General features: G+C 75.1%; 9 protein-coding genes, 1 tRNA gene and 2 pseudogenes. 9 read left to right on the top strand and 3 right to left on the bottom strand.

Annotation, left to right across the window (positions count from 1 at the left end; translation table 11 throughout):
* The 5 genes and pseudogenes from ECOMGDLI_RS34440 to ECOMGDLI_RS35785 all read left to right on the top strand — a co-directional run.
* Positions 1-1,068: pseudogene (locus ECOMGDLI_RS34440) on the top strand (hypothetical protein); the annotation flags it as partial.
* Positions 1,069-1,073: 5 nt separating this feature from the next.
* Positions 1,074-1,703, top strand: a complete 630-nt coding sequence (orn, locus tag ECOMGDLI_RS04440; RefSeq protein WP_088314257.1) for an oligoribonuclease — start codon at positions 1,074-1,076, stop codon at positions 1,701-1,703.
* 96 nt (positions 1,704-1,799) lie between these two features.
* Positions 1,800-1,875: transfer RNA gene (locus tag ECOMGDLI_RS04435), tRNA-His, on the top strand.
* A 449-nt stretch (positions 1,876-2,324) separates the two neighbouring features.
* Positions 2,325-4,939, top strand: a pseudogene (locus ECOMGDLI_RS36665) (carboxypeptidase regulatory-like domain-containing protein); the annotation flags it as partial.
* 1 nt (position 4,940) lies between these two features.
* Positions 4,941-5,438: DNRLRE domain-containing protein (locus ECOMGDLI_RS35785; RefSeq protein ID WP_233153310.1), on the top strand; the 498-nt coding region annotated here is incomplete at its 5' end.
* A 97-nt stretch (positions 5,439-5,535) separates the two neighbouring features.
* Here the strand turns inward: ECOMGDLI_RS35785 and ECOMGDLI_RS04425 are convergent.
* Complete coding sequence (locus ECOMGDLI_RS04425; RefSeq protein WP_088314234.1) at positions 5,536-5,919, bottom strand: DUF805 domain-containing protein; 384 nt, start codon at positions 5,917-5,919, stop codon at positions 5,536-5,538.
* 254 nt (positions 5,920-6,173) lie between these two features.
* On the opposite strand from ECOMGDLI_RS04425, the gene ECOMGDLI_RS04420 reads away from it, so the two are divergent.
* On the top strand, positions 6,174-6,614 hold the full coding sequence (locus tag ECOMGDLI_RS04420) for a DUF1508 domain-containing protein (protein ID WP_088314232.1): 441 nt from the start codon (positions 6,174-6,176) through the stop codon (positions 6,612-6,614).
* Between the two features lie 50 nt (positions 6,615-6,664).
* Complete coding sequence (locus tag ECOMGDLI_RS04415; protein ID WP_088314229.1) at positions 6,665-7,333, top strand: HAD-IA family hydrolase; 669 nt, start codon at positions 6,665-6,667, stop codon at positions 7,331-7,333.
* 156 nt (positions 7,334-7,489) lie between these two features.
* On the opposite strand, the gene ECOMGDLI_RS04410 is transcribed toward ECOMGDLI_RS04415, so the two are convergent.
* On the bottom strand, positions 7,490-7,801 hold the full coding sequence (locus ECOMGDLI_RS04410) for a hypothetical protein (RefSeq protein WP_088314226.1): 312 nt from the start codon (positions 7,799-7,801) through the stop codon (positions 7,490-7,492).
* Positions 7,802-7,950: 149 nt separating this feature from the next.
* Here ECOMGDLI_RS04410 and ECOMGDLI_RS04405 point away from each other — a divergent pair, with 149 nt between their 5' ends.
* Positions 7,951-9,561 (top strand): NAD(P)/FAD-dependent oxidoreductase, encoded by a 1,611-nt coding sequence (locus ECOMGDLI_RS04405; protein WP_088314223.1) that lies wholly within the window; start codon positions 7,951-7,953, stop codon positions 9,559-9,561.
* Positions 9,562-9,582: 21 nt separating this feature from the next.
* Here the strand turns inward: ECOMGDLI_RS04405 and ECOMGDLI_RS04400 are convergent, their stop codons facing one another.
* Complete coding sequence (locus tag ECOMGDLI_RS04400) at positions 9,583-10,080, bottom strand: SRPBCC family protein (protein ID WP_088314255.1); 498 nt, start codon at positions 10,078-10,080, stop codon at positions 9,583-9,585.
* 253 nt (positions 10,081-10,333) lie between these two features.
* On the opposite strand from ECOMGDLI_RS04400, the gene ppdK reads away from it, so the two are divergent.
* Entirely contained in the window at positions 10,334-13,198 is a 2,865-nt protein-coding gene (gene ppdK / locus ECOMGDLI_RS04395) for a pyruvate, phosphate dikinase (protein ID WP_088314252.1), read from the top strand.
* Positions 13,199-13,201 lie beyond the last annotated feature (3 nt).

The raw sequence follows: 13,201 nt of genomic DNA, 5'->3' as shown, positions 1-13,201 counted from the left end.
CCCGGCGCGGACGACGGCGGCCCGCTCGCGGCGGGCGCCGTGCCGGCCCAGGGCGCACCCGGCGACCGGACCCCGGAGCACCCGGGGGTCCCGGCCGCGAGGACCCCGTCGAGCCGCCGGTCCCGGCGCACCGGGGACGCACCGGTCGCCGGCCCCGGCGCGGGCTCCCGCGGAGTGCTCCCGGTCGCCCCGTTCGAGATGGGCGCCCCGGCGCAGGCCGCGCACGACGCCCCCGCACAGGCGGCGCCGGTCCCCGCGCCGCCGACCCTGCCCGGCGTCCAGGTCCCGGCCGGCCCGCGGCCGGTGCCGACGCCGATGACCGGTGTCGCCCAGGTGCCGGCGCCCGGCCCGCTGCCGGTCGCCCCGGTCCCGGTCGCCCCGCCGGCCCCGCTGCCCGGCGCCTCGGCGGCGACCGCCGCCCCGGTGCCGGTCGTGCCGTCCCGGCGCACGCCCGACCCGCTCTCCGGCCCGCTCAACCTCGACGCGGTCGCCGCGGAGCCGACCGTCCTCGACCCCGCGCTGGACCCGCTGTGGCTCGCCCCGGCGCTCGACCTCACCGTCGAGCAGAACCGGGTCGAGGCGGCGTCCCCGGCTCCCCCGGCCCGGCGCGGCGAACCGGCGGCCGAGGTCGCGCCGTCCCCGACGGACCGCTCCGTCACCGACCGCGCGGGCGCCGCGGCCGCGATCGACCCGCTCTGGGCCCGCCGGGCCCGGCGCCCCGAGATCCGCCGGCCGGGGGCGCCGCGGCCGGCCGCCGTCCGTCGCGAGCCCGCGCCCCTCGAGCCGCTCCCCCGGGACCAGGGCGCGTCGTCCGAGCCCTACCTCGTCGTGCTCCCGGAGCCGGACGTCCCCGACGTCCTCATGCTCCCCGAGTCCGACGTCGTGCAGCCGGACGGCACCGGGCAGGACGTCCCGTGGAACGGGACGCCGGACGTGCCGGTCTCCCGGCCCGCGCCGGGGACGCTCAGCCTGGACGAGCTGCTCGTGCTCCACACGCGCCGTCCGGTGGGACGACGCACCGTGTCCGACGACCAGGCGGCAGAGATCACCGAGCGCCGGTTAGAGTGACGGCCGTGGCGAACGGCAGCGACAGGTCCCAGGACCGCATCGTCTGGATCGACTGCGAGATGACGGGGCTCGACCTGATGGCCGACGCCCTCGTCGAGGTGGCCGCGCTCGTCACCGACTCCGAGCTGAACATCCTCGGTGACGGCGTCGACCTGGTCATCAAGCCTCCCGCGGCGGCCGTCGAGCAGATGGTCGACTTCGTGCGGGACATGCACACCTCGTCGGGGCTCATCACCGAGCTCGACGCCGGGGTGACGATCGAGGAGGCGCAGGAGGCCGTCATGGCCTACGTGCGCGAGTGGGTCTCCGAGCCGCGGAAGGCGCCGCTCGCGGGCAACTCCGTGGCGACCGACCGCGGCTTCCTCGCGCGCGACATGCCCGAGCTCGAGCAGTACCTGCACTACCGGATCATCGACGTGTCGTCGGTCAAGGAGCTCGCCCGGCGCTGGTACCCCCGGGTCTACTTCGCCTCGCCGGAGAAGAACGGCGGGCACCGTGCGCTCGCCGACATCCGGGAGAGCATCGAGGAGCTCAAGTACTACCGCGAGGCGCTCTTCGTGCCCCAGCCCGGGCCGGACAGCGACACCGCACGGGCCATCGCGGCGAAGTACAAGAACGCCGGCCCGGCCCACTAGCCGCGGGCGGCCCGGGCGGCGTCGTCCCGAAACCCCGCGCGGACCACCCCCGCGGTCCGGGTACACTTGACGAGGCCGCCGGGAGACCGGCGCATGGTGGGTGTAGCTCAGCTGGTAGAGCACCGGGTTGTGGTCTCGGGTGTCGCGGGTTCAAGTCCCGTCACTCACCCCATGCAGTACGGAAGGCCGGTCCGCACGGACCGGCCTTCCGTGCGTCCGGGCCACTGCCGCGGCACCCCCCGAACGGCCGAGATGCCCGTGTCTTCCCGACCTGTGCAGCTGAGCCTCACCTAACCTCGTCACCCTGCCGTCACGGCACCTGTGACGGCAGGAGGGGACGGGCCGTCGCGACGACGCGCGGCCGGACGAGGGCAGGGGCGCGCACGCGTGGCGGCAGACGAGAGCACGGACGGCACGACAGGGACGGCTGCGCGGCGCGGGCCGCGATGGCGGCGGCGCGGCGGGACGGCGTCCCGCTGGCGACGGTCGCTGGCACCCGCGCTCGTCGTGGCGACCGTCGCGAGCGGCGCGACCGTCGCCGTCGGGACGCTGTCCCAGGCGGCGGACGTCGACACCGGCACGTGGGGCCCGGTCCTCGACTGGGGCCTGCAGGGCAAGCACATGGCGGCCCTGCCCACCGGCAAGGTGCTCGTCTGGTCGACGGGTGAGAACGCGCGGGTCTGGGACCCGGGCACGGGCGCCTTCACCGACGCCCCGGCGCTCTTCGGTGACCTGCACTGCGCCGGCAACGCCCAGCTCGCCGACGGCCGGGTCGTCGTCCTCGGCGGCCAGAACGGCGGCACCCACATCGGCACCAAGGTGACCGCGCTCTTCGACCCGGGCACGCAGACCTGGACCGAGGGCACCCCGATGACGTACGAGCGCTGGTACGCCAGCGTCACCGCGCTCGCCGACGGCCGGCTGCTGTCGACGTCCGGGGACGACGCGGCGGGCCGGCGGATCACGACGCCGGAGGTCTACGACCCGAAGACGAACGCGTGGACGCCGCTCACCGGCGGGGTCCGCAGCCAGGCGCTCTACCCGCACATGTACGTGCTGCCGAACGGCAAGGTCTTCGAGGCGGCCCCGGGCGCGAGCACCGCTCTGCTCGACCTCGCCGGCACCGGCTCCTGGTCGCCCGGCCCGACGAACGGCTGGAGCACCAACGGGTACTCCGAGTCGTCCGTCATGTACGCGCCCGGCAAGATCATGCGCGCCGGCGGCGGCGACCCGGCGATCAGCCGGACGGCGGTCGTCGACATGACCGTGGCCTCCCCCGCGTGGACCGAGACGGCGCCGATGGCGTTCGCCCGGCGCCGGATGAACATGGTGCTGCTCGCCGACGGGCAGGTGCTCGCGGTCGGCGGGACGGCGTCCGGCGACTCCGAGGCGAGCGCCGTGCTCCCGGCGGAGATCTGGAACCCGCAGACCCGCACCTGGTCGACGCTCGGTGCGATGTCCGAGGCCCGGATGTACCACTCGTCCGCCGTCCTCATGCTCGACGGCCGGGTGCTCACGGCCGGCGGCGAGGCGACCGGCCGCCTGCACGCGCAGATCTACACGCCGCCGTACCTGCTCAAGGGCGCGCGCCCGACGATCACCTCGGCGCCCGCGGTCGCCGGCTACGGGACGCCGCTCGCCGTCACCACCCCGGACGCCGCGTCGATCACCTCGGTCGCGCTCATCCGGCTCGGCGCCGCGACGCACGCCTGGGACCAGAACCAGCGCTACGTGCCGCTGCAGTTCACCGCGACGGGGACCGGGGTCACCGCCACCGCACCGGCGAACGGGAACATCGCCCCGCCCGGCAACTACATGCTCGTCGTGAAGAACGCGGCCGGCGTGCCCTCCGTCGGCAAGATCGTCCGGATCGACTCGTCGGCGGCGCTGACCCCCGGCCGGGCCGTCGGGCTCGTGACGTCGGGCGGCGCGCCGCTCGCGGGCGTCACCGTGACCGCCGGGTCGGCGACCACGACCACCGGGGCCGACGGCCGCTACACGTTGCCCGGCCTCACCCCCGGGGAGCAGGGCCTGACGTTCACCCGGGCCGGCTTCGCGACCGTGACCCGCACCGTGCTCGTCGCCGCCGGCGCCGACGTCACGACGAACGTCGCGCTCGTCCCGCCGGGCACCGTGACCGGCCGCGTCACCGACGCCGGTACCGGTGCCGGGCTGCCCGACGCCGTCGTCTCGTCGTCGTCCGGCCGCACGGTGACGACCGCGGCCGACGGCTCGTACACGATCGCCGGGGCGCCGTCCGGGCCGCTGACCCTCACGGTGACGTCCATCGGGTACGAGCCCCGCACGCTCGACGTGACGCTCCCGCCGAACACGACGATCACGCAGGACGTCGGGCTCACCGCGAGCGCCACGTTCGTCACCGGCGGGGTCACCGACCGGGTCACGGGCAACCCGCTCGTCGGCGCGACGGTGAAGCTCGGCACGAGCACCACGACGACCGACGCGATCGGCCGCTACCGCTTCGACGTCCCGCCGGGCACGTACACGGTGACGGCCTCGGCCGCCGGCTACTCGACGGCGAGCGCGCAGGCGATCGTCACGACGGGCACCTACGCGGTCGTCGACCTGCAGCTCGACCTCGCCGGGGCGTCGGACCGGATCAAGAGCATGACGTTCGAGAACGCGTCGCTGACCGACCCGTCGACGGGCGCCGACCGGGTCAGCGGCACCGTCACCCGGGAGACGACGAACCCGTTGGCGGGCAACGGCTCCGCCCGCTTCGGCGGGACCAGCGCGTACCTGGAGGAGGCGTTCACCGCCCGCGACGACCTCTACGTGAGCGGTCTGCTGCGCCTCGACACGGTACCGACGACCGACACCCGGGTGCTCCAGGTGCTCAACGGGACGACGACGGTCGCGGCGCTCCAGGTGCGGGCGACGTCCGGGAAGCTGCGGCTGCGCAACGGGTCGACGACGGTCGGCGTGGAGTCCGCGCCGCTCACGCCGGGGACGACGTACCGGGTCGGCGTGCACCAGCGCCGCGGGACCGGCGCGAACGCCGTGCTCGAGGCGTTCGTCGCACCGGTCGGCACCGAGTACGGCACGCCGTTCGCACGGACCGCCACCGGGACCTGGACGACCGCGGCGACCGCGCTGCGGTTCGGGACGACGACGGGCAACGGTGCGAGCACGCTCGACGACGTCCTCGTCGACGGCGCCGCGATGCCGGCCGCGGGCACCGGGGGCGGCACGCCGCCGCCCCCGCCGCCTCCGCCNCCTCCGCCCCCGCCACCGTCGCCCGGGACGTCGCTGACCTTCACGCCCGTCGCCGACGCGCAGACGAAGTCGACGAGCGCGACGACGAACTACGGCACCGCGACGTCGGTGCGGCTGCGCGCCGGGACGACGGCCTCGCCCGGGGACTACCGGACGTACCTGCGGTTCTCGGTCTCCGGCATCGCCTCGACCGTGACCTCGGCGAAGCTGCGTCTGTTCGTCACCGACGCGAGCGCCGTCGGCGGGTCGGTCTTCCGGACGACCGGTGCGTGGACCGAGACCGGGCTGACGTGGAGCACCCAGCCGGCGACGTCCGGGGCCGCGCTGTCGACGGCGGGGCGAACGACCGTGGGCCAGTGGGTGGAGCTCGACGTCACCTCCGCGGTGACGGCGAACGGCACCCTCGACCTCGGGCTCACGACGTCCAGCACGGACTCGGGGATCTTCTCCAGCCGGGAGGGGGCCAACCCGCCGCAGCTCGTCGTCTCGACGACCTGACACCGGCGGCCCCGGACCAGCACGAAGGCCGGGCAGCACGAAGGCCGGTCGCCCTCGCGGGCGGCCGGCCTTCGGCGTGGAGCGGGTCGGGCAGCCGTCAGGCCGGCGCCCCGTAGGCGACCTCGCCCGACATCTTCGGGTTGGGGCCGTACTGGTTCGCGCCGGGCTTGCTGTCCTGGACGAAGAACACGAGCAGGATGATCGGACCGGCGAGCGGGATGAGGCCGAGGAGGATCATCCAGCCGGAACGGTCGGTGTCGTGCAGGCGGCGGACCCCGGCCGCGAGGGACGGCAGCAGGATCGCGAGGCTCGCGAGACCCTGGAAGACCGACGTGGTCCCGACGACCCCGTCGATGACGATGCCGACCACGATCAGGATGATCGCGGCGAGGTAGAACCACCAGTACTCCGAGCGGCGCGCCCGGCCGCTGAAGTCGACGTACTTGGACAGGCAGGTGCGTACTGCGTCGGCGAAGCTCATCGAGCGATCTCCTCGTGAAGACGATCTTCTGGGGAAGCAGAAGTTACCCCGACCGCGGTCGCCGCGCGGACAGGTCGGCGAAAGACCACCCGCGGGCCCCCTGGGGCGAGGCGTCGGGTGCCGGGCGACACCGTTCTTCACGCAGTGCTCCCCTCCCGTTCAACCTCGCGACGCCCCCGGGTGACGCGGACGCGACAGCGTGGGGCGTCCGGTGCGGACCTGCTGCCCGGACGGGCGTGCGGAGGGCTGCGACGATGGAGACGGCCCGTTTCCAGATCGTCGGTGGCGTGCGCACCGGTGCGAACCTCGACCCGTCGTGGCCCGTGGTCGAGCCGGTCGCGACGGACGGGCGCGACGTCCCGTGGTTCGGGTGGCGGCTGCTGAGCCGCAACCACCGCGACCTCGCCCGCTCCCCCGCGGTGTACGCGTCGCCGCAGGCGTGCGTCGAGGCCGTGGAGCGGGCCCGCACGGCCGTCCTCGGCGCCTCGACGGTCCTCGTCCGCAACGCGCGCACCGGCCGCTGGACCTGGGTCCTCGAGGCGGCCGACGGCACCGTCGTCGCGACGAGCTCACGGGGCTACCTGCGGCGCCGGGAGTGCCACGACTGCGTGGCCCAGGTGCTCGCGCTCGCCCCGGTCGCGATCGCCCCGGAGCCGCAGGACGCGCTCGCGGCGCGCCCGGCACGCCGGCACTGAACGACCGCGGCGGACGACGGCACCGGGCCCGGGGGCCCTATCCTCCGCCCATGCGATGGCTCACGTTCGACTGCTTCGGCACCCTCGTCGACTGGCGGCACGGCATCCGGACCGGGGCCGAGCTGCTGTTCCCCGGCCGGGGCGAGGAGCTCCTCGCGGGCTTCAGCCGGCACGAGCCCGACGTCCAGACCGAGCGCCCCACGGCCCGGTACGCCGACGTGCTCGCGGAGTCGCTGCGGCGGGCCTGCGCCGACGCCGGCGTGGACCTGCTCCCCGACGACGCCGGCGTGCTCGGGACGGGTCTGCCGTACTGGCCGGTCTTCCCCGACGTCCGGGCGGCGCTGGCGACGCTGCGCGCCGACGGCTGGAACCTCGCGATCCTCACCAACTGCGACCGCGACCTCATCGCGCAGAGCCAGCGCCGCCTCGTCGTCCCGTTCGACGCCGTCGTCACGGCCGAGGACGTCGGCGCCTACAAGCCGGACGTCGCCCACTTCCGCCGGTTCGGCGCGAGCTTCGCGCCCGCCCCGGGGGCGTGGGTGCACGTGGCCCAGAGCTGGTTCCACGACATCCGGACCAGCCGGGCGCTCGACCTGCCGACGATCTGGGTGGACCGGCACCGGCAGCGGGACGAGCCGGGGCACGACGCCGCGGCGATCGGCGTGCACGCGGTCGTCGACGACCTCGCGCAGGTGCGTGCGGCCCTCGCCACGCTCTGAGCCGCCGGGGAGCCCGAGGGGCTCCACCGAACGGGTGAACGCAGAAGTCATCCCTTCGAGGTGTAACGCCCGGGGTCGCCGACCGATGTAATCGGTGACGCCCTGTTGCCAGCCGAACCCCCGAGCGGTTGGCAACAGGGCTTCTTCGTGCCCGGATCAGCCCGAGGTGCGGCCCTGGCGGACGGCCTCGTCGTGGTCGCGCCGGGCACGGGCCGCGGCGCCGAGGTCGCCGGCGTACCAGGACGCGAGGAACTCCCCGCCCTCGGCCGGGGTCTCCTCGTGCTCCGGGGCGGGGTGCGGCGCCGGGTCGCGGTGGGCGGGCAGCCCGGACGGCGTGTGGCCGGCGTGCGCGGCGCGGGCCTGCTCGAGGTCGCCCGGGTACCAGGCGGCGAGGTGCTCGGGCACGAGCGGGTCCGGCGGCGCTGCGTCGGGGTCGGGTCGGGCGGCGGGGCTCTCGTCGACGGGCATGGCCACGTCCTTCGGTGCGACATCAGGTCCTTCGACTCTCGCCCCCGCCCGGGGGCCGGGGGCGGGACCTCGGTCGCCGCCGGGCGCGACCCGCGTCACGCCGGCCCGTCGCAGGTGTGACGGGGGTCCGCCGCGGGCACGAGGACGGCATGGAGCAGCTCACGTGCGACGCGGTGGTCATCGGTGCCGGACCGAACGGGCTCGTCGCAGCGAACGCGCTCGCCGAGGCGGGCTGGGACACCGTCGTCCTCGAGGCGGCGCCCGCGGTGGGCGGCGCCGTGGCGTCCGCGGAGATCGTCCCCGGGTACGTCCACGACCTCTACAGCTCCTTCTACCCGCTCGCGGCCGGGTCGGGCGTCATCCGCCGGCTGGGTCTGGAGGACCACGGCCTGCGCTGGGCGCACGCGCCCGCCGTCCTCGCGCACCTGGAACGTCCCGGGGCGGAGCGGGCGCACGTGCTGCACCGGGACGCCGAGGACACCGCGAAGGGCCTCGACGCCGAGCACCCGGGTGACGGCGAGACCTGGCTGCGGCTGGTCGACCAGTGGGAGCGGCTGCGGGACCCGCTGCTCGACGCGCTCTTCTCGCCCTTCCCGCCCGTCCGGGCCGGCGCCCGGCTGGCCGCCCGGCTCGGACCCGACGAGCTGCTGCGCACCCTCCGGCAGATGCTCCTGCCGGTCCACCGGCTCGGCGAGGAGCTCTTCGGCGGCCAGGGCGGGCGGCTGCTCCTGGCCGGCAACGCGATGCACAGCGACGTGCCGGCCGTCGCCCCGATGAGCGGCGTCTTCGGCTGGCTGCTGACGATGCTCGGCCAGGACGTCGGCTTCCCGGTCCCCGAGGGCGGTGCGGGCCGGCTCGCCGAGGCCCTCGCCGCCCGCGCCCGGGCGCACGGCGCGCAGATCCGCACCGGCGAACGGGTCGACCGGATCCTCGTGGCCGGCGGCCGCGCGGTGGGCGTCCGGACGGCGGGCGGGCTCGCCGTCCGGGCGCGGCGGGCCGTCGTCGCGGACGTCGACGCGCCGACGCTCCTCGGCGGGCTCGTCGGGACCGACCACCTGCCGCCCGGCCTGGTGCGGGACCTCGCGCGCTTCGAGCGCGACAGCCCGACGGTCAAGGTGAACTGGGCGCTCGACGGCCCGGTGCCGTGGCGGGCCGAGGGTGCGGCCCAGGCCGGGACGGTGCACCTCGGCGCGGACGCCGAAGAGCTCGCCCTGTGGTCGTCGTCCCTGGCCGTCGGGCGGCCGAGCGAGCACACGTTCGTGCTCGTCGGGCAGATGGCCACGGCCGACCCGACCCGGGCCCCGGCCGGCGGGGAGGCGCTCTGGGCCTACAGCCACCTGCCGAAGGGCCGCCCGACCCGGGAGGCCGCGTACGCGCTCGCCGCGCGCATGGACGACCTGCTCGAGGCGCACGCGCCCGGGTTCCGGGACGTCGTCCGGCACCGCTGGGTGCAGACCCCGGCCGACCTGCAGGAGGGTGACGCGTCGCTCGTCGACGGCTCGCTCAACGGCGGGACGGCGCAGCTGCACCAGCAGCTCGTCCTGCGCCCGGTGCCCGGGCTGGGCCGCTCGGAGACCGTCGTCCGCAACCTCTACCTCGCGTCCGCCTCGGCGCACCCGGGCGGCGGCGTGCACGGTGCGGCGGGCTGGATCGCGGCGCAGGCGGCTCTGCGGTCGACCGGGCTCGGCGGCCTGCGGGACCGCCTCCTCGTCGCGGCCCAGCGCCGCGTCCAGCGGACCCCCGGGCACCCGCTCCCGTAGCGCGGCCCCCGGGCGCGCGGGTCACGACTCGTGGATCTCGGACCTCTCGGGGCCGCCGCCGGCGGCGTCGTCGTCCTCGGACGGGTGCCCGTGGGCCTCGGCGAGCAGGGCGAGCCGCTTGAGCGTCTCGGTGTTCCGGGCGCCCATCAGGAGCTGCCGGGCACGGGCCGGGACGAGCCGCGCGACGCCGTGGGTGGCGTCCTCGACGATCGTCACGACGCACCCCGCGGCGTCCGGGTCGACCCGGATGTCGACCCGGGCCTCGCCGACGGGCCAGCCCCGGGCCTGCAGGACGAGCCGGCGCCCCGGCACCGCCTCGACGACGGACGTCGTGTCGCTGAGCAGCAGCGGCCAGGCCCCTGCGGAGTGGTGCAGCTCGGCGCCGGCGCGCGGCCACGCCGGGTCGACGGCGCGCATCCGGGACGCCCCGACGACCCACGACGGGTACGTCCAGCCGTCCGCGAGGACGCGCCACACGGCCTCCGGACCTGCGTGCACGCGGCGGCTGACCTCGATCATGGGGACTCCCTCATGGAGCGCCGCGACGTGCTCGCCGCGGCTGCTGCGCCTCCACTGCCCGCGGCCGCGGCCCGGCATGCGCCCGGCGAGCCGCCGTCGGGGGCCCGTCCGGCCGCCGTCCGACCGCCGTCCGGCCGCCGTCCGCATACGCACGGACGTGCACCTGTGAGCCCTTGGTCCCACGATGGGCCGGTCGAGGAGGGCGAGGGTGGACCTGCGCCGGGAAACCCGGACGTCCGCCGAGGAGGCAACGATGCCGACAACACATCCCGAGACCCGAGCCGCCGAGCCCGGCCCTGACGAGCCGAACGCCCTGTCCACCGACACGCTCGGGGTGCAGACCTCGACCACCCAGCAGTCCCCCGTCGCGGCGACCGTGACCACGCGCCCGGACGCGCCGACCGGTTCCGGCACGTTCGTCTTCGACTTCGCCGACGGCAACAAGGACCTCAAGGACCTCCTCGGCGGCAAGGGCGCGAACCTCGCCGAGATGACGAACCTCGGGCTGCCCGTCCCGCCCGGGTTCACGATCACGACCGACGCCTGCCGCTGGTTCCTCCTCCACGACGAGGAGCCGACCGAGCTCGCCGTCCAGATGGAGGAGCACCTCTCCCGGATGGAGTCGCGGCTCGGCCGCACCCTCGGCGACGCCGACGACCCGCTGCTGCTCTCGGTGCGCTCCGGGGCCAAGTTCTCGATGCCCGGGATGATGGAGACCGTCCTCAACGTGGGGCTCAACGACGCCTCCGTCGAGGGCCTCGCGACCCACTCCGGCGACCCGCGCTTCGCGTGGGACTCCTACCGCCGGCTCGTCCAGATGTTCGGCAAGACCGTCCTCGGCATCGACGGCGCCCGCTTCGAGGAGCGCCTCGACGCGAAGAAGGCCGCGCACGGCTCGACGAACGACCTCTCGCTGGACGCCGACGACCTGCGCGCGCTCGTCGCGGAGTACAAGGACGTCGTCCGCGCCGAGACCGGCCGCGACTTCCCGCAGGACCCGCGCGAGCAGCTGTCCATGGCCGTGCTCGCGGTCTTCCGGTCGTGGAACACCGACCGCGCCCGGCTCTACCGCCGCCAGGAGAAGATCCCGGACGACCTCGGCACCGCCGTCAACGTCATGGCGATGGTCTTCGGCAACCTCGGCGACAACTCCGGCACCGGCGTCGCCTTCACCCGCGACCCCGCGAGCGGCCGCCCCGGCTCGTACGGCGACTACCTCGAGAAGGCGCAGGGCGAGGACGTCGTCGCCGGCATCCGCAACACCCTGAGCCTCGACGACCTCGCGCGCATCGACCCGGCCTCGCACACCGAGCTGCAGCGGATCATGCACGTGCTCGAGAGCCACTACAAGGACCTGTGCGACATCGAGTTCACCATCGAGCGCGGGCGGCTCTGGATGCTCCAGACCCGCGTCGGGAAGCGGACGGCGGCCGCGGCCTTCCGGATCGCCGTCCAGCTCGTCGACGAGGGCGTCATCGACATGGACACCGCGGTGACCCGGGTCAACGGTCACCAGCTCGCCAAGCTGATGTTCCCCCAGTTCGACCCGAAGGCGGACCGGACGCTGCTCGCCACCGGCATGGCGGCGAGCCCCGGTGCCGCCGTCGGCAGGGCGGCGTTCACGTCCGAGACGGCGATCGAGTGGGCGGCGAACGGCGACGACGTCATCCTCGTGCGCCGCGAGACCAACCCCGACGACCTCGGCGGCATGGTCGCCTCCCGTGGCGTCCTCACCAGCCGCGGCGGCAAGACGTCCCACGCGGCCGTCGTCGCGCGCGGCATGGGCCGCACGTGCGTCGTCGGCGTCGAGGCCCTGCGCGTCGACCCGAAGCACCACGAGGTGACGACGACCGACGGCCGGCGCTTCGCCGAGGGCGACGTCATCTCCATCGACGGCACGAACGGCGAGGTCTACCTCGGCGCCGTCCCGGTGTCCCCCTCCCCCGTCGCCGAGGTGCTCCGCGGCGAGACCCTCGACGGCCGGATCGACGCCGACGAGCACGAGCTGCTCGACGCCGTCCAGCGGATCATGGACCACGCGGACGCGCGGCGCCGGATGGGCGTGCGGGCCAACGCCGACACCCCGGACGACGCGGCGAAGGCGCGCGGCTTCGGCGCCTCCGGCGTGGGGCTGTGCCGCACCGAGCACATGTTCCTCGGCTCCCGGCGCGGCATCGTCGAGCGACTCATCCTGGCCCGGACGCCGGACGCCCGGAACGCGGCCCTCCAGGAGCTGCTCCCCCTGCAGCGCGAGGACTTCGTCGGGATCCTCGAGGCGATGGACGGCCTGCCGGTCGTCATCCGGCTGCTCGACCCGCCGCTGCACGAGTTCCTCCCCGACTTCACGACCCTGTCCGTCAAGGTCGCCGTCGCCGAGGCGCTCGGGAAGCGGGACGCGGAGGCCGAGGAGCTGCTGCGCCAGGTGCAGCGCCTGCACGAGCAGAACCCGATGCTCGGCACCCGCGGCGTCCGGCTCGGTCTCGTCGTCCCGGACCTGTTCCAGCTGCAGGTGCAGGCGATCGCCGAGGCGTCCGCGCGGCTGAAGAAGGCCGGCAAGGACCCGCGGCCGGAGATCATGGTGCCGCTCATCGCGACCGTCGAGGAGCTCGTCGTCATCCGGCACGAGTCGGAGAAGACGCTCGCCCGGGTCGCCACCGAGACCGGTGTCGACCTGCACATCCCGATCGGCACGATGATCGAGCTGCCGCGGGCCGCGATGACGGCGGCGCAGATCGCCGAGGAGGCCGACTTCTTCTCGTTCGGCACGAACGACATGACCCAGACCGTGTGGGGCTTCAGCCGCGACGACGTCGAGGCCGCGTTCTTCCCGCAGTACATGGAGCACGGGATCTTCTCGGTGAGCCCGTTCGAGTCGATCGACGTCGCCGGCGTCGGGCGGGTCGTCGGGATCGCGGCCTGGGAGGGCAAGGAGGTCAAGCCCGACCTCACCGTGGGTGTCTGCGGCGAGCACGGCGGTGACCCGGACTCGATCCACTTCTTCGAGTCCATCGCCATCGACTACGTCTCCTGCTCGCCGTTCCGGGTGCCCGTCGCCCGCCTCGAGGCCGGCCGGGCGAGCATCCTCGGCAGCACCCAGGTGGCCAGCGACACCCGCTGAGCG

The organism is Kineosporia sp. R_H_3 (genome assembly GCF_002198675.1).
GTDB lineage: Bacteria > Actinomycetota > Actinomycetes > Actinomycetales > Kineosporiaceae > R-H-3.
This window is presented reverse-complemented; position numbering and strand designations above follow the sequence as displayed.